This is a genomic window from Nitrosospira briensis C-128 (assembly GCF_000619905.2).
In the GTDB taxonomy this organism is placed as follows: domain Bacteria; phylum Pseudomonadota; class Gammaproteobacteria; order Burkholderiales; family Nitrosomonadaceae; genus Nitrosospira; species Nitrosospira briensis.
This window is the reverse complement of record NZ_CP012371.1, coordinates 79,300-103,815: the sequence shown is the minus strand read 5'-3', so window position 1 is coordinate 103,815 and position 24,516 is coordinate 79,300. Positions and strand designations below refer to the sequence as shown.

Here is a 24,516-nt window from a genome sequence, read left to right as displayed (position 1 = left end):
GCGTGTATCTTCGAAAATACAGATTTTTACCTTGCGCTATTGCACAGGGGTGATGCGTATCACTCTTGGATCGTCGGCAAACTCAAGCAGCAACCGCCGCACACGATCTTGCCAGGCATTGGCAAAGGCGGCCCGCTGCGCATCGTCTGCGTTGCCATACAGAATGGCAGCCATGCGCGCGCCCTGGGCAGGATCGCCCGGCACAGGAGAAACGTCCAGGCTTACCGTAACGGCAGCTCCGGTGTCAAGCCGTTTGAAGTTGATGGCTTCACCCTCTCTACGTTCAGCAAAGCTGAGTAATCCCTTGCGTCTGAAGCGCCCCTGGATACCGTGAAAACCATTGTCCGAGGCGGCCCCGGTAAGCAAAGTCAGCACTTGTGCGGTCACGCCGGTGGTGCCTTCGCTTTCTGGCGCTGGCATATGTATGGCAATGGCGCCGCGCTCGGCAGGCTCATCCGGAAAGAGCGTAGCCAGCGCCGCTCGTCCCATCAGAAACGCGCCCGCGACGGTAGGGCAGGAATGCCCAGCCAGACGCACCGCGTCGGCGTAATGATATTCAAGCATACCGTCTTGCGCCGCACCCAACATCTCGGCGAATGGATCGCGGGTACGAACAACCGGAGCCTGTTCATAAAAATCAGGATAACTCATGCGAATCTCCTCCTTATGGGGTAAGTTGAATAGACCGGAGCCACCTAAGCATCAGCATTGGCAATGCAAGGGTGCGACTGCAATTGGGGGAAAAACACGCGCTCCTCGAAGCGTACGTGGGTTACGATAAGGTCGGCAAACCTGCGCAACCGCATGGCTGGCTCAAGTGGGCAAGGTTCGTTGGCAAGCGCCCTCAGTTCGGCGTGCTCGGCAAGAATACGTGCAACCGCTTGCGCCTCAAGCGTATCCTCCGCAATTCGAATCAATCGCTCCTCCTCATCAAAGTGCGCAGCCATCACGGTCTTCCAGTGAGCTTCAATACGGGCAATTGCCCCGACCAGTGCAACTGCGTCTTTCTCATTCGCTGCCCGCCGCGCATCACGCGCAACTACCAGCGATGTATGATGCTCGCGTGACAACACGAGCAAAGCACCAATTCGTGGCATTTAGCTAATGAAGTTGATCATAATATCTTTCGAGGAAAAAGTTCATTGCCTCATCGTTTTCAGCGCCTCCGCCCACTTATGCAGTTCATTCAGCAATGATACGCCCGAAGTTTTATGACTATCGCTCGGCAGAAAATTATCGTTGTCATCAAAATGACCGGAAGCATTCTGAACAACGACGGCTTCCAGTATCGGCATCATTTTTAATGTGGTGAAGGTAAGTTTTTCCATCTGCACCGCCCGCATGCCACCTGAGATTCCACCATAGCTGACAGTCGCCGCAGGCTTGTAATTCCACTCCTTGTACACATAATCCAGTGCATTCAAAAGAGAGGGTGGCGGCCCAAAATTATATTCCGGCGTCACAAAAACGTAGGCATCGGCTGCATTCACACTCGCAGCCCATTTTTTTGTATGTTCGTGTTGGTAGTTCTGGCGGATGGGATGCTCGGGCTCATCGTAAACCGGTAAATTGAATTCGGCGAGATCGACCAACACGGCTTCGAACTTTCCGTGCTGCACGGCGAGTTCATGAAACCACTTGGCGATGGATGGCCCGATACGGCCCGGTCGGGTGCTGCAGATAATAGTGTGAAGTTTTAGTTTCATTGGTATCCCGAGAAATGTATACATAAGCGCGCGAAGGTCCTTCTGCTTCGTGCTGATTTTATCAGCTCAGTTGTATCATAAAAACATAAACTTGACGCTATTGCTGGCAAAGCGGAATACGCGCCGGCATGCGATATTTTCAATATGCCCCCGGTACGACCAATTTTGCCAATTTACTCGAAAAAAAATTACCTAATGCGCGGATTCAGCTATAGAATCCAATCACCAGCATCTTCTCCTGCTGGCGAAGTTTACGCCGCCCTTGCAACTGATATAGCCTGCCAACTCGAGCATCAAGCAGAATCGTTTTATCTCGCAAACTCTGATGGTCAATAATACTAACCGGAGCGATATAGATGAAGAAACTTGTTCTTACAGCAGCGCTGCTGCTGAGCATGCCTACTTATGCGGGAATAAATGGTACGGAGGTCAGCCTTCAAACGCTTGCCCAAGCCACGTCGTCAAGCACTCCCGTCGTCACATCCTTCGCGAACACCAAGGTGATCGGTTCGGGTGTCGAATACCCTGATGTGGCCGATCTCTTCAACCCGGCTACAGAGGTTCAATCCGGGTTTGCGCATAATCTCGTTGACGTGGCGATCGATATCGCCAGCGATCACATCACGATGGATTTTCATAACTCGGCCCCTTTCACGAGATTTGCATCGGCTTTTGAAAACACCTATGTATTCCGCTTCGATAGCGCTGCTGCCGCAGACATCATCGGTGCGAAGATCGATAACAACGTGACAACTCTCGGTTTGCAACCATCGGACGTTCGGTTCGTTGGAAATGAGCTGTTTATCAATGTCGAGGGTCTTGCATTCAACCCGTCCACCGTCGCTCGAGTGAATCTTCTTGCGCTTCCGGTTCCTGAGCCTGCCACTTACGCGATGATGCTTGCAGGGCTTATGTTGGTTGGTTGGGCATCAGCAAGAAGCCGAAGAATTTGAGTTTGACAAGCGCCCAAACCCCAGTTGAATCGGGGTTTGGGCGGGAGGCTGAACGGCTGCTGCCGTTTCATTTCCATGGTCGCGAACCGTTGATCTCATACCAACAGCGCCCGTTGACGCAACAGTTCAGGATTCCAGACGGATGATGGGTTTGATGGTTATGCCCTTCTCGCTGTCTTCGGCTGCCTGATTGATCTGGTCCAGCGTGTAGAATTTCACCAGTTTGTCGAAAGGGAAGCGCCCCTGCATGTATAACTCGACAAGCGCGGGAATAAAAAGATCGGGGATGCTGTCGCCCTCGATAATTCCGATGATGCGCTTGCCGGTCGTCATCACGCCATTCACATCGAAACTGGCTTCGGTGCCCAGCGCTGGCGCTCCCACAATACCACAGGTGCCTCGCGTAGCCAGCGCATCAATGGCTTGGCGCAGCACTGCCGGTCGACCGCTCGACTCGAGCGTAAAATCCGCCCCACCCCCGGTAATTTCGCGTACGGCCTCGACAGGATCTGTTTCGCGGCTATTTACGGCATGGGTCGCTCCAAGTTCCATGGCCAGCGCCAGGCGCGAAGGCACTACGTCAACGGCGATAATGGTGGTGGCTCCCGCCACGCGCGCCGCCATGATGGCGCTCAGCCCCACCGCACCACCGCCAAAAGCCGCGAAACTGCTGCCGGGGCTCAATTTCAGTGAGTTCATCACCGCCCCCGCGCCGGTTTGAATGCCGCAACCGAGCGGGCCGAGCAATTCCAGCGGCGCATTACCTGGCACCTTTACTACGTTACGCTCATGCGCAAGGGAAAAAGTGCCAAATGACGATTGCCCGAAGAAATGGTCGTGAACGGGCGCGCCGCGCTCATGCGTACCGTGAGCATGCACTTCATAGGTGGAGGTGGTGCCGTCTTCCCGCGCACCGCCAAAGTTCAGCGGGTAAAAATTTTGGCAATAGGTCAGGTCGCCGCGCAGGCAGGGCTTGCAGTGGCCGCACCACATGTAGGTCAGTACGACATGATCGCCCGGCGCCACCTTTTTGACGCTGGTACCGATTTTCTCCACTACGCCCGCGCCTTCATGCCCGAGCACGACGGGCATGGGTACGTCATACAACTGGTCGCGTGCCACCATATCAGTGTGGCACATCCCGGTTGCCACTATTCTGATAAGTACCTCGTCGGGACGAGGCTCATCCAGCATCAAGGTTTCCACCTTGAAGGGGCCGCCCTTCCGTCGAATTGTCGCCGCCTTGATCTCTCTCATCCGTAATCCTGAATCCGGCAGTTGGACGGGGTGGAGTGAGCGGTTTTTAGGGCGCAGAGGAAGGCGCAACGACGCGGAATGGTCATTCCATTCCAAGGAGTTGCAACGCCGCGCTGTGCCGCAAAAACTGTTTAATCCGCCCCGTAGTGAGTGAGCTCACCTAAAAGGTGAAGCTCACAGGGTACAAAATTCTCTTCGATTATAGCGCTAGTTGATAAATGAGCGGTCAACTGCCGGATTTGGGATAATGCTTCCTTATCCGTATTACATGACTGCCTGAAGTGTGAGGGGATTGATCAGGTCCACGCCCGCAGTTACATGGAGAACTACCTGATTCTCAAAGGCTCATGGCACTCATGCATTTACCGGATGCCGGATTTCCCCGGCGCGAGGATGCCATTAGGATCCAGGGCTTTTTTGAGAATCTTGTTGACGTTGCGCTGTACGGGACCGTAAGTATCAGCCACCTTGTCCATGAACGCGGTGTTAACGCGATAAATTCCATATCCCTGCGCTGAAAACGTCGTCACCAGCTCATCAAAGCACTGATATGCCGCCTTCACCTGCTCCGGATTTGTCTTATCGTACAAGACATCGACGACATGATGCATGTCTCGCATGCCGACAATGAATTCCCCAGAATAGTCCAATCCGTGCTTGCCAAGAATCTGCTTGGTCAAAGCCATCTGTTTGAGCGTCTCGCTTCCCCGAGCCTGGGAGACCGGCGCAAACCACATGGAGCCACCACCCCCGCGCCAGTTGTACAAGGAAAATTCCTGGAGTGTCATTTCTCCCCGCATGAGCTTGGCCCGATACACAAATGCAGGGTCGGCTGCAGCTTCCTCCTCCGTCAGGATTTTTGCCTTGCCGGATTTGCCAAAAGCCTGCGTCACGATCTTCCAGTTCACCTCGATCTGTTCCGGCGTACCGTAGAGGGCGGCATAAACGTTCCATATCCCCAGATTGTGATCCTTGGTGATCTGGCGCACTGCCTCATCCGGAATCGAACCCGGTCCTTTTACATAGTCGCTTCGACGGGCCTTCACCGGCGCTTCATACAATGCGTGGGCAATGACCACGGCGTTGGGTATCACACCATTGATGCGCAGCGGGCGGATCGTTTCTACGATCTCCACGATGTCGTCCTCATTCTGGTACTGAATGACAAACGGCTTGAAAGCCGGAGGTGCCGGCATCAACCAGAAGCCGAGCTTGGTGACAATGCCGTAATTGGACTGGGTAAAGATACCGTCCAGGTAGGGGCCGTAACCCCACTTGAATACCTGCCAGGTATTGGAATTCGGCATGGAGCCCATCCCCGTACGCAGCACCTCGCCATTGGCGAGAACCACCTCCATCCCGCATGCATACATGAAATGCTCGCCATAGGGCGTATACCCGACACCACGGTCCAGCGTATTGCCGACCGGTCCCGCAATCGCGGAAGGAGCCGGAAAGGATAGCCACAAACCCAGCTTGTGTTCGGCAATGTAGTCGTAGAGCTGCTTGTAAGTCACGCCTGGCTCGACCAGCGCATAAGCCAGATCCTTATCGACTTCGAGAATACGGTTCATGCGCTTGAGATCCAGCACGACCTGGCCGCGCTCGGCTGGCGCCGCCGAACCATAGCCGAGATTCTTCCCGGTTGAAATAGTCCATACGGGCACCTTATACCGGTTGCAGATGCCTACAATCTTCTGGATCTGCTCCACCGTCGTGGCCAGCAGCGCCGCAGAAGGCGCATGCTCCGCATCCGGCACCGGCATCATGGTCTTGATGTAGGGCGTGAGTTGCGCCGCACTGGTGAGTACGGAAGCTTCGCCCAGAACAGCGCGAAACTCATTTATGGCGGCATCAAAAGTATTTTCAGATACACCGTTGGGCAGTGCAATATATTTGCTGGCCATAGCCTGTTCTCCTCGGTGCTACGCTAAATATCGATTACGAATGACGTAAACTTCGCCACATCAATCCGTTCGCCTCTGTTTCCCGCAACTGACCGATGCACGAACGCGCGACTGGAGCAGGATTCCTGAAGCGCACCCATACCCAGCGCCGCAGCCATTACCGCATACCCTACCGATTCCACCCAGCCTGCGGATCGCGGCTGCCCGGTCCCCATGACGGTTCCACGCAGGGGGGCCTGCTGCGAAACAGGTGCCCATCTTCCTGCGCTACTCCAGCCAAGCGATTCGCAGCCATTCGAGAGCGAAAGACCGGAGCAATGAAGATGAATCTCATCCGGTCCATCAAGTCGATAGGTCAGGAAACCGGGGGCAAATCCGTCTGTCGTTGCACTATCGATCTGCGCCTGCGTAGCAGGATGCTCTGCGGAGAAAAAATTCTCTGTTATGGAAAAACTGCCCTGATTCCCAATGAGCTGGGAAGCAAGAATGCCCCCCGCGCTATGCGCAGGCGATGCCGCCGCCCATACATGGCGAAGCCTGGGAATATCAGGGAAAATGCCCTGCGTGGAGGCATGGTCAGAAGAAACATGCGAACCCAGCAAGAGCAGCCTGGCGCCGGCATTCCGCACCAGTTCCGTGAAAACCGCTGCGCTGCCATCATCCATGACGGCAACCCAACGTGTGCCGCGGGATTTTTCCAGCAACCGTGCCGCTATCTCATAGTCGCTGAGCAGTCCACCTTTTAGCTTTATCACTTGCGGTGAGCCGTGTCCGTCTCTCGCACCTGCCGCCACCGCTCCACTACCCTTCGCAGAGTATTGAGCGGCCGAGCGAAAACCAGCGGCAAACGCGGCATCCACGGGGGTGTTTCCCAGCAGCAGGCCGAATCTTTCTACCTTTCTCGTGGGGGTTGCAAACGCGCCTGCAGGAATGCCCAACGCCAACAGCGTCCCGCCCGTCAGCGCACCTTTCATAAGATTACGTCTGTTAACGTCCATTGTTCAGCCTCCTTGCGCTTATCGATTACCGCCGGTCGATTCAGTTTTTCGAGATATATTCAGCCAGTTTTGCCAGCGACTCGTCGTCGATCTCGGCAGCCCGAAAAGAAGGCATCGCCCGGAATCCGCTTCTCACCACCGTGCGGATATACGCTGCAGGAAGCTCACGACCGCGAATCTGTGGCCCCACAGGACCCCCTTCATGACAATAAGCGCAAACCTTGGTGTAAACTTCGGCACCATCTTTCCACGCAAACCCTGACACGGGAACTTTCTCAGGCGCAGCCCACGCGGCATCGGCGGTGAATCCAGCAGTAACTATCATTGCGAGCATAAAACCGATAGCTGAACCTTCTGGTCTTATTTTCTTCATACCGCGCCTCCTCATAGATCCTATCGCTTGTTGAGAACAGAATTCATGCGCTTCACCTGCGGATAGCGAAAGTTTTTTATATTCACCTTATTATATAGGAGTTTACAACAGAAAAAAAAGCAAGGTTGCCGCTAACTCTTAAACGCATACCATATCTCGAAGATTGTAGCCCATGCTTTTATAATATCGATGTTGAGAGGGTGCTGTCGAATGTCTCCTTTAAAAATTGCTCAGAATTTCCAGCTGAGATTCGCGCGGACGCCGTTATCCACGATATTGCGCAATACCTGCCCGTTGTAATAAATGCCGAAGGTGGCTGCCTTGACAATATTTACATCCATGCCCGCGACCATGACTACAGCATCGCCCGCGATCGGTACGCCTGCAGTGGTAAAGGAAGACCCGCCGGGAAGGGCAAAACTCGAGATCGGCGTCATTTCGCCAAAGGCATGGCGCCAGCCGAGCGAGCCGCGCAATGTGGTGCTCACCCTGTCAGAGCTTGAGAATACCTTAGCTGCGTTGAGACCGACAGTCGTATAAGCAGCGCCCTGGTTATCCTTCTTGCTGCGCAGGGCTGCGGGCCCGCCGCGTTCCTGAAAACTATTCGCGTCGAGGTTGACATAGGCAATTCTGCCGAATGGCTCAAGCGATATAGTGGTAAACGGCAGACTGTAACCTATTTCGCCAAATACCTGGGCGGTATGTGCAGTGTAGCTTGCCTTGGCATGATCGGAGAAGCCGGCAAAGGCGATGTTTCGGTTGGATTCAAGGTCATGCCATGCATATGCCGAGCCAAGGCGTAACCCAAGGGGACCCCACTGTGTACCGCCATACACCGAGATATGATAATTATCACTGGAGCTCGTCAATAGCTGGTTGACGTTATATGAAGCATTGCTGTAGCCGCCAGCGATGCCGATGAGGTATTTATCCGCAATCAGCATATCGCCTCCAATGAAGACCCCGCCGATATTGCGGCCGATACGGCTGGCATTGCCGTCCCCGTTGCGATGACCGAAAGAGCCGAAAGCACGGCTCCAAAAGGCACGCCCCGTGGTCGGATTCCGCTGCAGCGTCTGACCCGGCATTTCCTGGGCCAGCGCGGCATCCGTGCTGAGAGCCTGTCTCACCCGATCGGAGACGGCTTCGCGCACGAAGCGGCTGTCCTCGATTATTGCAGCTTTTTCACTCGCGTGACCTTCGCCGGAGAGATTGTTGAATGCCCGTCGCACGCTCTCCTGGTCGGGCAAGCCAACAATGGCGCTATAGATCGGATTGCCGGGCCCCAGGCTCTCCGCGCCATTCCCGGCAGCACACTGATTGCGCGTGCCAGCCATAGCGCAAAACCGGAGCACATCAAGATAAACATGGGTTGGATCATAGACCAGGCCGAGATTAATGAGCGGTAAATTCTGAGTGAGCGTATCGAACCGGCCCGTCAAACCACCGTCAGCTGTCAGGATAGTATAGCGGCTGCCAGGTGCGTAATGCCCGCTTGCGTGGATAACGGAAACCGTGCCCCCTCTAATGTCCGCCAATCCCTTAACGATAATCTGATCGCTGCGGCCGCCCGGCTCAACCTCCACCTCGTAAGTGGACCCGGGGAGCTGGGTGTAATCGCCGTTGACGGTCAGCGTGCCGATCGAGTTTCCTGGCGCAATTGTACCGGCTGTAATGGTTGTTCCAGTCGTGCCGGTGCTTTGCAGACGGCCGCCCGCCAGCACATCCAGCATTCCGCCCAGCGTCCCGCTTATCGCGAGTGTGCCGTCATTGACGAACATATGTCCACCAAAACCGCTTGAGTCACCGGTCAATGCCAGCACACCGACCCCCTCTTTATTCAGCGACCCCGTACCGGAGATTATGCCGCCATAGCTGATGTTGTCGGAACGATTGAAGGTCAGCACCGCGTTATTCATCACATCGCCCGAGATACTGCCGGTTGTGCCGCCGTTGCCGATCTGCAAGGTACCGGCGGTAATTGTCGTACCCCCCACATAGGTATTGGCACCGGTCAGGATGAGCGCGCCTGATCCGGTCTTATTCAGGCTGCCGCCGCCGCTGATTACCCCGCTGACAACCAGATTCGCATCGGTCTGGAAGGTATCATTGGCTGTGTTGATCGTTATGCTGCGCCCCGTCGAAAAAGCCGCAGTGTTTACCAGCGTGGCCCCATTGAAGGTAAGCGTACCCGATGCAGCACCGAGGTTTTCGTTCGAGCTCACCAATAGCGTGCTGGAGGTCAAAACCGTGCCGCCCGTGTAGGTGTTTGCAGCCGTCAATTCCAATAGGGACGCGCCGTTTCCGGCAATATTGAGTCCGCCGGCTCCAGACAAGACACCATTGATCCGAGCATGGCCACTGCTGGTGCCACCCTCGACCTGAATCGTGCGAAGCGCGCTGCCGAGATCTATTCCATTCTGGAAATCAAGCATGGCATTGCCGGAAGTACCCAGGATGAGCCGGTTGCCGGTGGGCACAAAACCGCCGCTCCCCCACGTCAGCGGGGTACCGGCGCCACCAATATTAACAACCCGATTCGATCCGGAGGATTGGAAACCACCATCTCCGACCCATCGTACCTGCCCGGCATCCGTGCCAAGATTCCGTGTAAAATCGCCCGACGCACCGGTAAGTTCAATTGAGCCACCCGTGCCAATCACGCCGTTGAATACCAGGTTGCTGCCGAACGAGAGCGCATTCGCACTACCCAGTTGCAGAATGCCCTGGGTTACCGTGGTCGCACCCGTATAAGTATTGTTCCCCGACAACGTCATGCGACCCGTGCCGTTTCTTGTCAGGGAAAGCACGCGGGCGCCGGTATCGCCCAGGTTGCCCGATAATGTGCCGTTTGCTCCATTCAAATTCATGATGGTCGATAGGGTCAGCGTCGGGGAACCGTTCCAAGTAGCGCTCTCCCCTCCTTGCACGCTCACGGTACCACCCGTCAAAGTGTAATCGTGCGTGAAGTCCGTATTGAAAAAAAAGGTTGAACCCTTATTCAGCACCAGGTCGGAAGCTGTCGTCGAGGCACCAAGCGCACCGGAATTGTCTAGGCGTAGCGTACCGGCGGTAACTGTTGTCACGCCGCTAAAGCCTGGGTTATCGGCAGTCAGGACTAACGTGCCTGTGCCACCCTTCCTCAAGCCGCTGCTTCCGCCGAGATTTGAGTTGATCGTTGCCATTTGACTGTTGACGATAATGCTGGGGCCATCGCCGCCAAGGGTCAGTATGCTGCCATTGATGACGTAGTCGCTCGCATTATAGGTAATATTGTGCACGTCTATGGGCGTACTCAGCGTTACGGTGCCTGATGTTCCGCCGAAAATCGCATTGTCGAAGGCTGAATTCTGCCACGGCTGAGAGCCAGTGCCGTTGAGCCAGTTTGAAGAGCTCGTGTCCCAGGTCCCGGAACCGCCTGTGCCTGCCGCCGCGTCATTGGCATCCCAGGTAAGATCCTGCTCGCCATAAGCCGTTTGAACTAAAGCCGGCATTGCCAATAGTGTCGCGGCCAATCGTATATGTAGAGAAAGCGGGATCGTTTTTTTTATCATCGTTCCAGTGCTATATGAAATGGCTTTTAATCTCCCGAAAATCTGGATCGACATGATGGGATCAAAACATGAATATTAATCCGCGCGCACTATGGCTTGCTGCCAGGAGCAGGATTCGCTGCTCGGGTCATTCAACCCGCCGTCTATCCCATCATATGAGAGCTGAAGTTATGCAATTGATAATTGGTGCTTGAGATGGTGTCGTATTTTGCGAAGACGAAACTTTGGCGAGAAGTAAAGCGAGTATCTGCGCGTTCTTTGCTTTTAAATAATAGGCAGATAGTGGCGATGAATTTAACCGTAAAAAAGCGCTTTGACTACCTGTAAAATATTACAGGGTATGATCAAAGCATCTTTCTACTCTTCACCAAGGAAAATCCGCATCCGCCAAAGCTCATGCTGGTGATCAAAAACGTGACTTCTCATAAGGCATGCTTCCGGCGACGATTGAGTAAGACACCCAAAACGCCGATGGCAACCAGTGCCAACGTTGCCGGTTCAGGAACGTTAGTTATGTCCTCTCCTACAATCGACAACGGCGGTGGCATAAGCTGAGATATGCTTTTCTGAATTTGATAGGAACCCTCTATACCCTTTTCCACGTAGTACCTCATATTTCCCTCATAATTATTGGGATAATGCGTTATCCCCAGAAAATAGTTGCCGGGATCGAGTTCCAGGGAAATTTGAGAATAGAACACGTCGTCGTCACCCATGTCGTCGTTGTATGTGATCAAGCGGCCTGCAACATTAAAAAGCGACAGCATGGTATCGAAATCGGAACCGAAGGTATCCGCAAAAAAGAACCCGCCTCCCCATTCAAAACCATAGACATCTGCACCATCGTCATCGTGAATCGCACCGAATATGGTTGTCGTATCCCAGGAAATGTATGCGGCTGTACCGGGTGTCGTCCCTGCATCGTCTACTTCGTGGTAAACGCTGGCGTAGACGGGATGCGCCGCCATTAACACGCCCGCCAACACAAGTGTCTTGCAAAACTTCCCGCATAATGATATCAATCTCATCATGTCCTCATTAAAATAATATGTCATATGGATGGAAACACTTTATTCCATTGGCTTCCTCGACCACGCACCTGCATCCATCGGTTCTCTATTCCGTAAACGCGGAAACCTCGTCTATTAGGCGTATTCATCGTTTCGCCATTCAAAACCACGCAGAATTTCACTGACTGATCATTTGGTTCGAACGATAGGGATGCATCATACTTATTCCAAGGCAAAGTCCAATTGGACTAAAGTACACCTATCGATAGTCGAGATGGCGTGAAAGTTACCAGGAGACCAAGCGATCCCGACTGCAGAAGACGCTCCTGTCGATGCCATACAGCAGCATGGGAGCACCGATGAGATCGATCCCGGACGGGTTCGAGCGACGTCAGGATGTTGTGTTCTTCCTTCAGCCCTTCAACCTGAATCTGACAATCGGGGGGGTGGAGTGAGCGGTTTTTAGAGTGCGGAGCAAGGCGCAACGATGCGGAATGCAACCGCGCAGAGCAGTGCCGATGGGCCGAGCGAAATCACGAGGGTGCTTTTGTGCCTTTAGGCAATTTTATGCCTTTAGGCAATTTTATGCCTTTAGGCAAACATCCAGCATTCAAAGTGAAGGCGTTACCACCAGCGCTGTGGTCTTTCGACCTTGGCTGAGCAATTGCCGCCCCTTTCCAACCATTCACGCAAGAAAAATCCCATAACTCAGCCGTGGTTGATCAATAGGTAACCGATTTTGCCTTCGATATTTCCGATCGGACCCAGATTGCCTACATGACAATCGCCCACTATCCAGACAGGCGGGCCCTGGGGCAGCGCGCGCCCTTCGGCACCACTCAACCATTCATAAAAATGAGCCGTATTGCCCCTGACAAAAGCCTGCACGGAACGAGCCATTTTATGCCTGCGATAAGCCGTGAGGGTCGCTTCTCTGGCATGGAGAGGGGGAGGCTTGCTTGGTGCCCGTTTCATTTGAACCGCCAGAATTCAGGGGCTATGGCTATCTTCCAGGAAGACTTGGCTAATACCGGTCGAGAGGAGCAGGTCCGGAATCCGGGTGTTCGTTTCTGGTATCGTGATGCGGTTCAGATCCGGTGATGGATTTCGCTTCCTCGTGCGTCTCTTGTTTTTTGTTGGTGCGATTCTCTATCTTCTCTTCGACTCTATTCCCATGGGTTTCTTCGCTGACGGGAATACCTTCATCCGATTCATCAGGCAGTTGATCCACGGGCTCATCTGCCTTTGATTCATCATCTTTATTTTTTTCGGATTTTTCCATGAATGTCTCCTGCATTAAAATTAATTTCGCCAAAGCTGCGATATCCATGATTTTCATGAAGCGCGAGGGCAAGTTCCGTGCGATAGCGCACAGCCCCGGCTATTCAGCATTACCGCCGCAATAAAAGCTCAAGAAACCATGTAGATACAGTGGGATTCCTATGTTTGCTATCGAACAGAGTTTTGCGCGGCGCATCCCCCATTATTGTCGAGCCAGCTTTTTATTGACGTGGCAGTCATTCCGTATAAATCGAACACTAAGGAGAAGAAACCAATGAAAAATTTACTCATGTTGACAATTGCTTTGATGCTTCCCGCGTTTGCAGCCCATGCGGAAACAAACAAGAAAGGCGACCTGAATGATGCTGAAATTGCGCATATCGTAGTTACCGCCAATCAGGTTGATATCGATGCCGGCAATCTTGCCAAGAAAAAAGCATCTGACGGAGATGTCCATGCGTATGCCCATCGTATGGTCGGCGAGCACACCGACGTCAACAAGGAAGCGAAGGAACTGGCTGCCAAGCTCAATGTGACGCCCCAGGATAACCCGATCAGCAAGAGCTTGAACGAAGATGGCAAGAAGAATCTTGAAAAGTTAGAGCGCCTGAGCGGCAAGGATTTCGACAAAGCCTACATTGACGGCGAAATCGACCTCCACAAAAAAGTAATCGATGTGGCTGACAATAAGCTGGTGCCCAACGTCAAGAACGAGGAGTTGAAGGCCTTGCTGGTAAAGGTACGCCCCGCGTTTGTCTCCCACCTTGAGCATGCCCAGAAAATCCAGGCGAAATTGAAATAAAAGTATTGAAGCTGAAGATGGAAGGAGGCCAAGTTGCATCATTTTGCCTGGTCTCCCCGCGTGCAACAACCCTGGAAGTTGTGCCGGTATCGATTGATGGGCCGACCGGACCTTTCAATCAAGCAAAAATCAAGACTGCATCCTTGGACCAAATCTGGCAAGCTCATGCAAAAGCCGTCGGTGCTATACCCTGATTCACCTATTGCCAGGACAGGTCAGGCTGTAGCCGGCGCCTCCAGCTAAACTGGAGACACCGGGAACCAGCGAAAGGTCCATATCTGTCCCGATCACTCTTCCATTATAAGAAATCAATAGCCCCCTCCTGATCCATCCGATTGCCCGGAAGACCCCGCTCCCTGGCCCGATGAGCCGGACGAGCCTGCTCCCTGTCCCATGGATGACCCCCCGGAGGAAGATCCCTCTCGACTCGATCCGCCTTGGCCCGAGTTAGAGCTGCGAGGTCTCTCGCTGCCTTGGCCTGAAGCAGCACCTTGCCCTCCGGACTGCCCTGCCGAGGAACCTTTCTTGTCCACCGGCCCGCCATGCCCGGACATATCGCCATACTGTCCTGTCTGGTCTCCCGCGCCTGCGGCATGAGCCGCGCCAGTAGCACCAAAGATGACAATACCCGCAAAAACTACAGATCGGGCCATTTTTTTCAGCATAAGAATATTTTCCATAATAACTACCTCCTTTGCCAGCGGAATTGCTGAATTGAAATACTACTCAGAATGCCTTGGTGTTCCGTACGTTGACGTACAAACCAAATGCGCAGTTGTGGCAGAAACTGGAGCACGTCTGTCGGACTCATCAGAAATTTCAACTCTCCATCCAGGGTATTCGCATCCTGTTATTCCGCAATCGGATGAAATTGCGAGCAAGCCGCGTGAGCCAAAGAATGGCTTTATGCTAACCAGCAAAATCGAGCTGGCTCTGTTCGCCAGCATAACTTTGCTCTCTTCCCGCCATAAGGTGGAGCCTGTCGCTTATCAGCCCAACCAGTCATGGCGGCCTATTCAACGAACCAGCAGCGCGAGCAGGCTGCAGGCATCATCGAAAATGTGGGCTAACGAACAGAACGACCGAAAGCCCCGCGTTATCTTCCTGCCACCAAGCAATACTGATTTGTTTGAATTTGAGTAGACATTTGCTTCCGACCACCAATTATATATTTGTCATATTGGAGATAACCATGCCCACCACGCACAGTACTGCAACAAGAAAAAGCCCGACACAACGCCCCACCATGCTCGGACCCAAGCACGACGCCATTAGGTTGCTGACCGACGATCATGCCAAAGTAAAAAAAATGTTCAAGGAATTCAAGAAACTGTGCAAGAAAAATGAGAAGGAAGGAAAGGAAGAGTTGGTGCAACAAATCTGCAAGGAACTTACGGTACATGCTCAGTTGGAGGAGGAAATATTCTATCCCGCTGCCCGCGAGGCGATCGACGACGACGACCTGATGAACGAGGCAATGGTTGAGCACGCATCAGCCAAGGATTTGATCGGCCAAATTCAATCGATGGAAGCTTCCAACCCCATGTACGAGGCAACGGTCAGTGTCCTCCGCGAATATGTCAACCATCATGTGAAAGAAGAGGAAAATGAAATGTTTCTCGAGGCAAGGAAGTCGAAAATGGACCTCGAAGAAATCGGCTCGGAAATAGCCGAACGGAAAGAGGTTTTGATGGAAGCATGGCGCAAACAGATGCTTAAGGCGCCTGCGAAGCGCACCGCGCTGCCGAACACGGGGGCAAGCAAGGAACCGATCGTCCGCAAAAGTAGAAAATGACATATCGGCGTTTGCCCGGTGCCTCAAGCATAGGCGGAAATAGCATTGCGGCAGGAACGGTACCGGGACCGAGCTTTATGCACGTAAATGCAAATCCTCCGACTGCGATTTCCTTGCTTTTAGCACCTCGCGGAGTAAATTAAAAAAGGTGAGCTGAAGCTCACCTTTTTTCCTCCGGTTCTATCTACCTGGCAGCCTGTCGGACTTAAAGGAAATCGGCTGCAAAAGCGTCTGGCTGGTTCATATTTCGCCACTTTTTTGGCCAATAGAATAACTATTGGCCTTCAAAATCTCCCCTTGCCCAGTCACTTTTTCGCTGCGATTCTTCAAGCCCGACAGGCTGCTGGTCATTTATGACTTTGGCTGCCAGCCTTGGCGTGCTGCATGGAGGATCCGCCACGGCCGGAAGATGAAGAGCGGCTGCCGGAACCGCTTTTTCCGCCATGCGAGGCTTCGCCCCCTTTTCGACCGGCTTCACGCGCTTCTGCGGAATCAAACTCATGGGCGGTTCCCTTTTCGTGAGCTGCTTTACCACCCTTACTCGCGATTTCGCGCTGCTTATTTTCGTCCATCGAGGCAAAACCGCGCTTGCTATCACCACCACTGCTTTTTGATGTAGGCATTTTTATCTCCTGATATCCAAAAAATAAAGAATTCCCGTTGATACCACTCCGGCACCCAATTCTGATGCTTGAAGCGACGGCAGTGCTCTTGGGAAGCTTATCTCCACTATTAAAATTAAAAACTGAGACGTGATCACATCTTAGTGAGCGTAGCTACTCTTTTATGTACGGCGGCGAACATAAAGCCTAAAAAATTAATTCATTTGTATTTATTACGTCTGAATGGAAACAGGAACGAACGATCTTCCTGTCATGAGGGCACATGACCACGGATAGATTCTGATTCTCGAGGTTCATGTAACATGCCTTGCGGTTGGAGCGGCGGGATAACTTCCTGTTGACTACACCCCGCCTGGCCTGAAATCAGGTTCACGCCCTACGCGCGACCGCGGCCATCAATGCGCTGAATTATCAGGCGGACATTGCCAAGGTGCAGAAATGGCTGGGGTATGCGAATATTGCGACAACGCGGATTATGATCACCGCAAGACACTGAAGGCAGTCCGACGTTTAAGGTGAGTTAATAACTCATGCTACGGTAAATTCTTCCAAACGCGCCATCATTGACGCGTTCATGATTCTATAGCCTTGGTTCCAGGATTCCGCAGACAATAAAAAACCCGCCGAAGCGGGTTGATCAGGGAAAGCCAGTACTGCACCTTCCTTTTGCCAGCCGGGACACGGCAGTAGGAACCGTGTACGCTGGTCATTCCAATCGTCAGGAAACCAGCCCCATCAATCCGGTTAACATCAAGATCAGGACCAGTTCAAAAATGTTATTATTTTCGGTGCTTTCATCCTTACTGTTTTCCGGTTTCATGTTTTCAGTTTTCATTTTACCGCTCCTCGTTTGATTAATTACGAAGCTTGCACCATTGCACTACTTGTGAATAATATGTGAAGAATGTGTGAAGAATATGTGAAGACCTTATTTTTGTCAAGGAGATAAAGATCTTCTAATGGTCAACTGAATTAGCTGACGGAGTGAAGGGCATTCTCCGAATTCTGCAGATGATCCGCTAGTCTTCAGATATTTAAATCAGTTTTCCACAGCAACTGGAATCATCCTGTTCAGATGCAAAAATACCCGCAGGAATTCACTGTAATAACCAATAGATTTATTTGGACCGTGAGCACCGATTTGAATCGCTGCCCTCCCGGTCGTGGCGTCTTCCATGGGGCTGCCGATGCGGGCGTACGGCATATCATGGTGACGGCAGAGCTGACCGGTGTACCGGCGCTGCGTCTGTTGTCCGGTCAGACGTTACCGATCGCCTCGCGCTACGCAATCTGAACATCATGGGCGTGGTGCAGTTGCTGGCGCGTGACCAGGTGCGAGGTGCCCAAGTCGAGATGCATGACGTTGACATCGTGGCCGCAGACGCGCGCGGCTATGACGAGTGGCCCAAGGGTTATGGCGTGAACGCGTTTCTTGGCCCGCTGCTGTCGGTTGCCGTCATTGTACTCATGCGGTCAAATGCTCGTGCAGGATGATTGCACCGACCAACATCAACACGATGCCTCCAAGTACTTCAGCGCGCCGGCCTACGAGGGTACCCAATACGCGGCCCAGCATAGCGCCAACGGTGACCATAATCATGGTAGCCAAGCCAATGGCCGCGGCCGCTACCAGAATGTTGACATTGATGAATGCCAAGCCGATGCCAACGGCAAGAGCATCGATGCTGGTGGCAATAGCAGTGACCACAAGCAGGAAGAAGCCATGCCGCCTGGTTTTTTCTTCCTTTTCTTCCGAGGTTTTCAAACCGTTGTAAATCATGTGCAGGCCCAGGATCAGCAATAAGCCAAATGCTATCCAATGATCCCAGTCTTTAACGAACTGCGAGGCCGCTTGGCCGATCAACCAGCCGATGATCGGGGTAATGCCCTCGACCACACCAAAAATCAGGCCCATGCGCAAAGCCTCGGCAAGCCGGGGTTTATATAGGCTCGATCCTTTGCCGATGGCTGCTGCGAAAGAATCCGTTGACATGGCGAGGGCGAGCATTATTAAAGAGAAGTGATTCACAATTTTCTATTTCCAGCCAGGCATTGAGTCAATGACAAATCTATGTGCCCGACTTTGTGGCAAAGATATGTCGATGGGCTTACTAACTGACATCAGATTTATAGCTCAAGCCGGCGGGCGATGACGATTCACTTCCACTGAGATGTGAACCAGTTCTTCATGAACCCTTAGTTGCCGCTTGAAATAATCGGGTTCGACATTATCCGCAGTCACGAGCGAAAGAATGCACGCGTATTTGCTCTTGCCGACGCGCCATCATACATGCAAGTCACAGATGTTGGCTTTGATCGGGTTGGCCCCTATAACCTCTCTGATCCCGGGCACTACCGGGGCATTCATCTCGGCATCGAGAAGAACGCGCCCCGAATCACGCAACAGTCCATAGGCCCACACTGCGACCAATCCGGCCCCGACAATACCCATTACCGGATCAAGCCGGTTTGCTTCCCAGAACTTGCCACCAATCAGTGCAAAGATGGCGACACCGAGGTGACGGCGTCGGCGGCGACATGGAGATATGCGAAGCGCAGGTTAAGGTCATGATGATGGCCATGAGTTTCCTGAGCGTGATGCGCGTGGTGATGATTACGTTCCTGCCCATCCCGGAGTAGCCAGGCACAGGCAAGATTTCCGTATTCTGAGACGACCTTTGCTCGATTCAGCCACTCCGAATGAGGAGCAGTTAAAGCCTTGACCGAGAACTTTATTCACACCGGCAAACGATATATCAACCAGGCGAATACGCAAAGCGTGCCTTCCTGGACCACGTTTGACTTTGGCGCACGCTACGGCACCAAGGTAGCCGGAAAATCCGCTACCGTACGGGCTAGTGTCCTCTAATGCATTCGATAGCAACTACTGGGCAGGCGTGGCCTCTTTCAGCACTTTATCGCCAGGCACGCCGCGCACCGTACTGGTATCGGGTATCGGTCACGGTCGACTTCTGAGTTGAGGCGGGAGCACGGCATGCAAGATAATTTCCTATTGGTGGAGAACGAAGCCGGGCACATACGTGCCTCGATCCCAATCGCACTGCCACCCGTTCTCAATCAAAGCATAGCGGATATGGTCTATTCGTCACCGCACACACTCCTGGGCCTGGTCAATCGGCATGGATCTCCGCTCCACGTCATTTGGCCGCATATTCTGCAGCAAAACGTTGACGCGTTTCGGGCCATCCTCACAGTGGGTGCCATCATCCAACCGCAGCGGCTCTGAGATCTCGTTCAAACTAAACCCCAGCCGCTGAGCCGATTGCCTTTGAGTCCAACAGGCTGCTAAATGGCGGTGATCAAATCCTTGAGCACCTTGAAATTCACGGGTTTGGTGAGGTGATAATCAAAGCCGCTCTCATGCGAGAGCCGGCGGTCTTTCTCCTGGCCCCAGCCAGTCAATGCTATCAGCTTGATATCGTCGAACTGCGGTTGCTGGCGAATGCAGCGTGCCACTTCGTTACCATCCATGCCCGGCATGCCGATATCCATGAGGATTACATTGGGCCGGTAATCAGGAATAATCGCAAGTGCTGCCGGACCGCTATTAACACCCTTGACATCGAGGCCCATCGATTCAAGCAACATGACAAGCACTTCGGCCGCATCATGATTATCGTCTACCACCAATACGCGCAACTTGCGCGCCGTGGCGTCCGTTTTCGGCGGTTCAGGCGTTTTTCCATGCATGGTCATTTCCGATAACGGCAAACGTACGATAAATTCGCTGCCTTTATCCTCCCCCTCGCTTGTGGCTTCGACCGTACCACCGTGCATTTTAACGAGACGATAGACCAGGTTGAGCCCAATACCAAGCCCACCCTGCACTCCGTCACCATTTCGTCGTTCCTGAGCGAACATGTCGAACAAACGGGGCAGCATCTCCGGCAAGATTCCGATACCGTTGTCCCGCACGGATATGAGGGCGCTATCGCCTTCCTGACGGACAGTCAGCCAGATCCGCCCGCCCTCTCTGGTATATCGTGCTGCATTGTTGAGCAGATTCGTGAATACCTGCTCAAGGCGTACGGGGTCGGCGTAAACGATTAAAGGCACCTCAGGCATGGATACATCCAATTTATGTTTCTTCTCGCTGATCTGCGCCCTGCCTGCCTCGACAGCATTGCACAGCACAACAGCCAGATCCGTGGGAGCTTGCCGCAGCTCCACCTTCCCACTGGTGATGCGCGATATCTCCAGCAGATCATCCACCAGCCTGACCATATGGTTGACTTGCCGGTTGATCATCGGCAGCAGGCGCGGAACATCCGCCGCGCCGCCAGGACGCGCGATGATCTCCAGTGCGTTGGCAATCGGCGCAAGCGGATTACGCAGCTCATGCGCAAGCGTGGCCAGAAACTCATCCTTGCAGCGGTCGGCATACAGCAGGGCTGTTTCCGCATTGACCGCCTCGGTGATATCTATTGATATGCCGATGTGGCCCGCATACTCGCCGGCGGTGGTAAACCACGGCAGCGCGTAAGACTTCAGCCAGCGCCATTCCCCTTCTGCGGTCTTGATCCTGACCCGATGCTGAAAACGTGCGCGGTCGTGTAATGCCTGCTCGAACGCTGCCACGTACGCCGGCGCATCGTCCGGATGAATGACCGAGCGCCATCCGGTGGGCATCAGATCTTCCAGGGCAATGCCGAGCATGTCCAGAAATCGCTGGTTAAGATAAACCGCATTCCCCTTCGCATCCACTTGCCAGGTCAATGCCGGGGACGCTTCCGCGATAGCGCGGAATCTTGCCTCGCTCTCGCGCAGACTCTGCTCGGCCTGTTTGCGTTCGGTTATGTCAATAAGATACCCGACGCCCTCGTTATCGTTGAGTTCTTTTGCTGCAATCAATGCCCACCAGCGCGAACCGTCCTTGCGAAATAATTCCTTTTCATAAGGAGAAATGCGGCCCGTTGCCTTGAGTTCCTCCGTAGCCTTCGAAGAGACTGTCTTCCATTCTGCCGGCGTAAGGTCGTCGCACCGCAATAGACCCGCGCTCGCATCTTTGCGGCTGAAGCCACTCATCTTCAGAAAGGCACCGTTCGCTTCCGTAATCCGGTTGTCCTTATTGAAGAAAATAACACCGACCGTGTCGATCTCAAATGCAGTTAGGCAGCGCTCCTGTGCTTCGCGCATCGTCTTTTCGGTTTTTTGGCGCATTTTCACATGCTCGGTGACGTCGATTCCATGATTCATGACCCATGACCCGGGATCGGGGCATTACGGAATGCTTCTTCCAGCAGCTGTATTCGTTTTGCTTGTAACGCTCTTTGAATCGGTGACGTTCCGACTCCACGCGCGCATCTTGATTACTTCGGTTTTCTCGCTTACCGCCACAAACACGGCGCCTGCCCCATCCCTCCGGATCTGGAGGATGTTTAGCACGCATCAAGTCACGATCACGTCATTATAGCTCTGCATGAGCTTCATGCCCTCAATAATAAGGCGGCGGAAGGCAGCAAAAGCATGAAGTTAACCGCAAACTGAAGATTCCTGAACCATGTCGAGATTGGCTCGACTTCGATTCACCCCATCATGCCTAAAGATTAGCTCGCCCATTTCGCTGCCGCGCTACCAGTCCGGCATTTCTGCCTGAATCATGTATACCCGCTCCTCCGGTTCAACTTCAGCACTTTGATATTCGATACCTCGTTTGATCACCAGGCACACTCGAGAAGATGTAGCCAAACTATTTTTTCCACATCTCGTTATCGTGCAGACTAGCATGATCTTGTGCTTCGCTTGCTCGCACACCCTCGAACTTGCGGCATTATGCTCAAGAAAAAAGAAATTATGCCATGACCGTGATGATTTTCTCGGAACAGGGCGCGATATCGTTGATACGGATTAAGAAAAGAACCGGCCCCATATATACTAATGCCGTTATGTAACGAACTGATCCGGAAAAACGGTATTGTTTAGTCTTCTGAGGTGGAGTTGATGGACCTAACAGATTCTCTTGATTGAACTCAGGGATTAAACAGGGTGGACAATGCCCATGAAAATAAAACCTACCGCGTATACCATTGTCAAAGAAAATTACAGGCTTGGCGCCCACTGTTTACTGCTACCTTGTTGTTTATAGCTGGCCAGGATTTTAAAAAGGAATGACGCAATGACGGAAGATAATGATGAAAAGCGGCCACGCTCCCACATCTTGCAAACTTCCAATACCATTCTTCAGGCGAGCGAGCTTGTCGAACACGAGCTCAAGCAGGTCAAGGAAGCGTTGGAAGAGAAAAGCAGGCAACTTGACCACTCCCTGTCTATCCTGCGTGCCACCATAGAATCGACAGCCGATGGAATCCTGGTTACCGACGAGCATGATAATGTACTTCGCTTCAACGAACGATATCTGGAGATGTGGCAAATCCACCCCGCCATTATCGATACGGGGCAACACCGGCATCTTATGAAACTCTGCTGCAAGCATTTGGCGGATCCACGGCAATTCCTGGATAAGCTGGAGGAAATCTACGCAACCTGGCCGCCAGATAGTTATGATTTGCTGGAACTGACTGATGGCAGAGTGTTCGAGCGCTTTTCAAAGATACAGCATATCGAAGAGCGGAGCGTCGGCCGCATTTGGAGCTTTAGAGACATCACGGCACGCAAGCACGCTGAGGAAGCACTGCGCGAAAGCACCGAGCGCTTGCGTTTCATGGCTGAGGCAATGCCGCAAAAAATATTCACCGCCCGGGCCGACGGAACCCTGGATTATTTCAATCAGCAGTGGAAAGATTATACGGGCCTTGCCCCTGAGCAAATGGCCGGCTGGGAATGGACAAAACTCATCCATCCCGAAGATATGGATGAGAGCATCGGGCGCTGGCATCACTCTCTGAACACGGGTGAGCCTTTTCGGATGGAATGCCGTTTCCGGCGGGCCGACGGGGATTACCGCTGGCATTTGATCCAGACTCAGGCCAGACGTGATGCCAGGGGAAATATATTGATGTGGGTCGGTTCAAATACCGATATCGATCCTATAAAGCGAGCGGACGAGGAAAAAAAACAACTTCTTGAGAACGAAAGAATCGCAAGAAGCGAAGCCGAGCGCGCCAATCAGTTGAAGGATGAATTTCTCGCCACCTTGTCTCACGAGCTCAGGACCCCGCTCAACGCGATCCTTGGATGGTCACAGCTCATATTGCAGGGAACAATGGGCAAGGAAGACATTCAGCGAGGCCTGGAAACCATCGAGCGGAATGCGCGTGCGCAGAACAAGCTTATCGAAGACCTGCTCGAAATGAGCAGTATCATCTCCGGAAAGGTAAGACTTGATGTACAGCGGCTGGATTTTGCCGGTATCGCCGAAGCGGCTGTTGAATCCATTGCCCCGGCAGCCGAGGCCAAAGGGATTCGCATTCGAAAAATCATCGATCCGGCCGCAGGATGGGTTTCGGGTGACAATAACCGGCTTCAGCAGGTCATCTGGAACCTCCTTTCCAATGCGGTTAAATTTACTCCCAAGGGCGGTACCGTAGAGGTTATAGTCGAGCGCGTCGCTTCTCATCTCCATATTATCGTAAGGGATTCAGGAATGGGCATCAAACCTGAGTTCCTCGCATACGTTTTTGACCGTTTCCGCCAGGCTGACTCCACACTTACGCGCAATCACGGCGGCCTCGGCCTGGGACTTGCCATCGTGAAGCAACTCGTGGGACTTCACGGAGGAACGGTTCGGGCGGAAAGCGATGGCGAGGATAAAGGGTCGGCGTTTATCATCAGCCTGCCGCTCGCTCCCATCAGCGAAAGAAAAGACCAGCATTCCGCAGCGTCCACGCAAATTGCCTTTAAGAATGGGCATACCACGCTTCCCGGCGTAAAAGTACTGGTCATTGATGACGAACAGGATGCGCGCGAACTCATCAAGGAGGTGCTTACGCTATTTCAAGCCGACGTGATTACCGCTGCCACCGCCGCAGAGGGTCTGGAAATCCTGAAAAACCAGTGGCCCGATGTGATAGTAAGCGATATCGGCATGCCGGAAAAAGATGGATACCAATTCATCCGCGAAGTAAGAAGTCTTCCCGCAACGCACGGAGGAAAAACCCCTGCCATTGCCCTGAGCGCCTTTGCCCACTCCGAAGATCGGACGAGAGCGATAACTGCCGGTTATCAGATGCATCTCTCGAAACCCGTCGAATCGCATGAACTGGTTGCTGCCATTGAAAATCTGATCGGATGGATGCAAAAGCCAAGCGTGCAAGGAACATGACCAGCCAGTCTTATT

The 24,516-nt window shown here is 53.0% G+C and carries 26 protein-coding genes; 10 read left to right on the top strand and 16 right to left on the bottom strand.

Annotation, left to right across the window (positions count from 1 at the left end; genetic code table 11):
* Window positions 1-36: 36 nt before the first annotated feature.
* The 3 genes from F822_RS00485 to F822_RS00475 are packed head-to-tail and all read right to left on the bottom strand — an operon-like array spanning window position 37 to window position 1,706.
* Window positions 37-651: a hypothetical protein gene (locus F822_RS00485; RefSeq protein WP_025039881.1), complete on the bottom strand. Its 615-nt coding sequence runs from the start codon at window positions 649-651 to the stop codon at window positions 37-39.
* A 44-nt stretch (window positions 652-695) separates the two neighbouring features.
* Window positions 696-1,097 (bottom strand): hemerythrin domain-containing protein, encoded by a 402-nt coding sequence (locus F822_RS00480; RefSeq protein ID WP_025039882.1) that lies wholly within the window; start codon window positions 1,095-1,097, stop codon window positions 696-698.
* Window positions 1,098-1,139: 42 nt separating this feature from the next.
* Window positions 1,140-1,706: an NADPH-dependent FMN reductase gene (locus F822_RS00475; RefSeq protein WP_025039883.1), complete on the bottom strand. Its 567-nt coding sequence runs from the start codon at window positions 1,704-1,706 to the stop codon at window positions 1,140-1,142.
* 356 nt (window positions 1,707-2,062) lie between these two features.
* Here F822_RS00475 and F822_RS00470 point away from each other — a divergent pair, with 356 nt between their 5' ends.
* Complete coding sequence (locus tag F822_RS00470; RefSeq protein ID WP_025039884.1) at window positions 2,063-2,659, top strand: PEP-CTERM sorting domain-containing protein; 597 nt, start codon at window positions 2,063-2,065, stop codon at window positions 2,657-2,659.
* 126 nt (window positions 2,660-2,785) lie between these two features.
* Here F822_RS00470 and F822_RS00465 read toward each other — a convergent pair whose 3' ends face one another.
* The 8 genes from F822_RS00465 to F822_RS00430 form a co-directional block, all read right to left on the bottom strand.
* Window positions 2,786-3,916 (bottom strand): NAD(P)-dependent alcohol dehydrogenase, encoded by a 1,131-nt coding sequence (locus F822_RS00465; protein WP_025039885.1) that lies wholly within the window; start codon window positions 3,914-3,916, stop codon window positions 2,786-2,788.
* Between the two features lie 362 nt (window positions 3,917-4,278).
* The gene (locus F822_RS00460) at window positions 4,279-5,823 is read right to left on the bottom strand and encodes an FAD-binding oxidoreductase (protein ID WP_025039886.1); all 1,545 of its coding nucleotides are present in this window, start codon (window positions 5,821-5,823) and stop codon (window positions 4,279-4,281) included.
* Window positions 5,824-5,846: 23 nt separating this feature from the next.
* Complete coding sequence (locus tag F822_RS00455) at window positions 5,847-6,821, bottom strand: hypothetical protein (protein ID WP_156304306.1); 975 nt, start codon at window positions 6,819-6,821, stop codon at window positions 5,847-5,849.
* A 40-nt stretch (window positions 6,822-6,861) separates the two neighbouring features.
* A complete protein-coding gene (locus F822_RS00450) occupies window positions 6,862-7,194 on the bottom strand; it encodes a c-type cytochrome (protein ID WP_025039888.1) in 333 nt (110 codons plus the stop codon).
* 230 nt (window positions 7,195-7,424) lie between these two features.
* Entirely contained in the window at window positions 7,425-10,748 is a 3,324-nt protein-coding gene (locus F822_RS00445; protein WP_025039889.1) for an autotransporter domain-containing protein, read from the bottom strand.
* A 422-nt stretch (window positions 10,749-11,170) separates the two neighbouring features.
* Entirely contained in the window at window positions 11,171-11,779 is a 609-nt protein-coding gene (locus tag F822_RS00440) for a DVUA0089 family protein (RefSeq protein WP_197272853.1), read from the bottom strand.
* Window positions 11,780-12,466: 687 nt separating this feature from the next.
* Window positions 12,467-12,733: a DUF2252 family protein gene (locus tag F822_RS00435; protein WP_053111327.1), complete on the bottom strand. Its 267-nt coding sequence runs from the start codon at window positions 12,731-12,733 to the stop codon at window positions 12,467-12,469.
* Window positions 12,734-12,782: 49 nt separating this feature from the next.
* Window positions 12,783-13,088 (bottom strand): hypothetical protein, encoded by a 306-nt coding sequence (locus F822_RS00430; RefSeq protein WP_197272852.1) that lies wholly within the window; start codon window positions 13,086-13,088, stop codon window positions 12,783-12,785.
* A 225-nt stretch (window positions 13,089-13,313) separates the two neighbouring features.
* On the opposite strand from F822_RS00430, the gene F822_RS00425 reads away from it, so the two are divergent.
* A complete protein-coding gene (locus F822_RS00425) occupies window positions 13,314-13,841 on the top strand; it encodes a DUF4142 domain-containing protein (protein ID WP_025039893.1) in 528 nt (175 codons plus the stop codon).
* A gap of 308 nt (window positions 13,842-14,149) precedes the next feature.
* On the opposite strand, the gene F822_RS00420 is transcribed toward F822_RS00425, so the two are convergent.
* The gene (locus F822_RS00420; protein WP_156304305.1) at window positions 14,150-14,521 is read right to left on the bottom strand and encodes a hypothetical protein; all 372 of its coding nucleotides are present in this window, start codon (window positions 14,519-14,521) and stop codon (window positions 14,150-14,152) included.
* Between the two features lie 34 nt (window positions 14,522-14,555).
* Between F822_RS00420 and F822_RS00415 the strand changes: the two genes are divergently transcribed.
* Window positions 14,556-14,984, top strand: a complete 429-nt coding sequence (locus tag F822_RS00415) for a hypothetical protein (RefSeq protein ID WP_156304304.1) — start codon at window positions 14,556-14,558, stop codon at window positions 14,982-14,984.
* Between the two features lie 49 nt (window positions 14,985-15,033).
* A complete protein-coding gene (locus F822_RS00410) occupies window positions 15,034-15,636 on the top strand; it encodes a hemerythrin domain-containing protein (protein ID WP_025039896.1) in 603 nt (200 codons plus the stop codon).
* Between the two features lie 347 nt (window positions 15,637-15,983).
* On the opposite strand, the gene F822_RS00405 is transcribed toward F822_RS00410, so the two are convergent.
* Window positions 15,984-16,259, bottom strand: coding sequence for a KGG domain-containing protein (locus F822_RS00405; RefSeq protein WP_025039897.1), 276 nt, complete (start codon window positions 16,257-16,259; stop codon window positions 15,984-15,986).
* A gap of 394 nt (window positions 16,260-16,653) precedes the next feature.
* Between F822_RS00405 and F822_RS15905 the strand changes: the two genes are divergently transcribed.
* Window positions 16,654-16,755 carry a hypothetical protein gene (locus F822_RS15905; RefSeq protein WP_082204661.1) on the top strand — a complete coding sequence of 34 codons (102 nt, stop codon included), beginning with the start codon at window positions 16,654-16,656 and terminating at the stop codon, window positions 16,753-16,755.
* 626 nt (window positions 16,756-17,381) lie between these two features.
* The gene (locus F822_RS15550) at window positions 17,382-17,753 is read left to right on the top strand and encodes a hypothetical protein (RefSeq protein WP_197272851.1); all 372 of its coding nucleotides are present in this window, start codon (window positions 17,382-17,384) and stop codon (window positions 17,751-17,753) included.
* On the opposite strand, the gene mntP is transcribed toward F822_RS15550, so the two are convergent.
* Together mntP and F822_RS15845 are read right to left on the bottom strand one after the other, a co-directional pair.
* Window positions 17,725-18,252: a manganese efflux pump MntP gene (mntP, locus tag F822_RS00390; RefSeq protein ID WP_269430518.1), complete on the bottom strand. Its 528-nt coding sequence runs from the start codon at window positions 18,250-18,252 to the stop codon at window positions 17,725-17,727. The genes F822_RS15550 and mntP overlap by 29 nt on opposite strands.
* A gap of 291 nt (window positions 18,253-18,543) precedes the next feature.
* On the bottom strand, window positions 18,544-18,711 hold the full coding sequence (locus F822_RS15845) for a hypothetical protein (protein WP_197272850.1): 168 nt from the start codon (window positions 18,709-18,711) through the stop codon (window positions 18,544-18,546).
* Window positions 18,712-18,728: 17 nt separating this feature from the next.
* Here F822_RS15845 and F822_RS15840 point away from each other — a divergent pair, with 17 nt between their 5' ends.
* The 3 genes from F822_RS15840 to F822_RS16085 all read left to right on the top strand — a co-directional run bounded on the left by F822_RS15840 (window position 18,729) and on the right by F822_RS16085 (window position 19,506).
* Window positions 18,729-18,899 (top strand): hypothetical protein, encoded by a 171-nt coding sequence (locus F822_RS15840; protein ID WP_197272849.1) that lies wholly within the window; start codon window positions 18,729-18,731, stop codon window positions 18,897-18,899.
* Between the two features lie 79 nt (window positions 18,900-18,978).
* A complete protein-coding gene (locus F822_RS15535; RefSeq protein WP_197272848.1) occupies window positions 18,979-19,128 on the top strand; it encodes a hypothetical protein in 150 nt (49 codons plus the stop codon).
* A gap of 126 nt (window positions 19,129-19,254) precedes the next feature.
* On the top strand, window positions 19,255-19,506 hold the full coding sequence (locus F822_RS16085) for a hypothetical protein (protein ID WP_025039901.1): 252 nt from the start codon (window positions 19,255-19,257) through the stop codon (window positions 19,504-19,506).
* A gap of 59 nt (window positions 19,507-19,565) precedes the next feature.
* Here the strand turns inward: F822_RS16085 and F822_RS00380 are convergent, their stop codons facing one another.
* Window positions 19,566-21,476 carry a PAS domain-containing hybrid sensor histidine kinase/response regulator gene (locus F822_RS00380; protein WP_025039902.1) on the bottom strand — a complete coding sequence of 637 codons (1,911 nt, stop codon included), beginning with the start codon at window positions 21,474-21,476 and terminating at the stop codon, window positions 19,566-19,568.
* A 919-nt stretch (window positions 21,477-22,395) separates the two neighbouring features.
* Between F822_RS00380 and F822_RS00375 the strand changes: the two genes are divergently transcribed.
* Complete coding sequence (locus F822_RS00375; protein WP_025039903.1) at window positions 22,396-24,501, top strand: PAS domain-containing hybrid sensor histidine kinase/response regulator; 2,106 nt, start codon at window positions 22,396-22,398, stop codon at window positions 24,499-24,501.
* Window positions 24,502-24,516 lie beyond the last annotated feature (15 nt).

Coding starts and splice junctions, on each gene's coding strand:
- F822_RS00485 (WP_025039881.1), bottom strand. CDS start 651: ATGAGTTATCCTGATTTTTATGAACAGGCTCCGGTTGTTCGTACCCGC.
- F822_RS00480 (WP_025039882.1), bottom strand. CDS start 1,097: ATGCCACGAATTGGTGCTTTGCTCGTGTTGTCACGCGAGCATCATACA.
- F822_RS00475 (WP_025039883.1), bottom strand. CDS start 1,706: ATGAAACTAAAACTTCACACTATTATCTGCAGCACCCGACCGGGCCGT.
- F822_RS00470 (WP_025039884.1), top strand. CDS start 2,063: ATGAAGAAACTTGTTCTTACAGCAGCGCTGCTGCTGAGCATGCCTACT.
- F822_RS00465 (WP_025039885.1), bottom strand. CDS start 3,916: ATGAGAGAGATCAAGGCGGCGACAATTCGACGGAAGGGCGGCCCCTTC.
- F822_RS00460 (WP_025039886.1), bottom strand. CDS start 5,823: ATGGCCAGCAAATATATTGCACTGCCCAACGGTGTATCTGAAAATACT.
- F822_RS00455 (WP_156304306.1), bottom strand. CDS start 6,821: ATGGACGTTAACAGACGTAATCTTATGAAAGGTGCGCTGACGGGCGGG.
- F822_RS00450 (WP_025039888.1), bottom strand. CDS start 7,194: ATGAAGAAAATAAGACCAGAAGGTTCAGCTATCGGTTTTATGCTCGCA.
- F822_RS00445 (WP_025039889.1), bottom strand. CDS start 10,748: ATGATAAAAAAAACGATCCCGCTTTCTCTACATATACGATTGGCCGCG.
- F822_RS00440 (WP_197272853.1), bottom strand. CDS start 11,779: ATGATGAGATTGATATCATTATGCGGGAAGTTTTGCAAGACACTTGTG.
- F822_RS00435 (WP_053111327.1), bottom strand. CDS start 12,733: ATGAAACGGGCACCAAGCAAGCCTCCCCCTCTCCATGCCAGAGAAGCG.
- F822_RS00430 (WP_197272852.1), bottom strand. CDS start 13,088: ATGGATATCGCAGCTTTGGCGAAATTAATTTTAATGCAGGAGACATTC.
- F822_RS00425 (WP_025039893.1), top strand. CDS start 13,314: ATGAAAAATTTACTCATGTTGACAATTGCTTTGATGCTTCCCGCGTTT.
- F822_RS00420 (WP_156304305.1), bottom strand. CDS start 14,521: ATGGAAAATATTCTTATGCTGAAAAAAATGGCCCGATCTGTAGTTTTT.
- F822_RS00410 (WP_025039896.1), top strand. CDS start 15,034: ATGCCCACCACGCACAGTACTGCAACAAGAAAAAGCCCGACACAACGC.
- F822_RS00405 (WP_025039897.1), bottom strand. CDS start 16,259: ATGCCTACATCAAAAAGCAGTGGTGGTGATAGCAAGCGCGGTTTTGCC.
- mntP (WP_269430518.1), bottom strand. CDS start 18,252: ATGTCAACGGATTCTTTCGCAGCAGCCATCGGCAAAGGATCGAGCCTA.
- F822_RS15845 (WP_197272850.1), bottom strand. CDS start 18,711: ATGGGTATTGTCGGGGCCGGATTGGTCGCAGTGTGGGCCTATGGACTG.
- F822_RS16085 (WP_025039901.1), top strand. CDS start 19,255: ATGCAAGATAATTTCCTATTGGTGGAGAACGAAGCCGGGCACATACGT.
- F822_RS00380 (WP_025039902.1), bottom strand. CDS start 21,476: ATGAATCATGGAATCGACGTCACCGAGCATGTGAAAATGCGCCAAAAA.
- F822_RS00375 (WP_025039903.1), top strand. CDS start 22,396: ATGACGGAAGATAATGATGAAAAGCGGCCACGCTCCCACATCTTGCAA.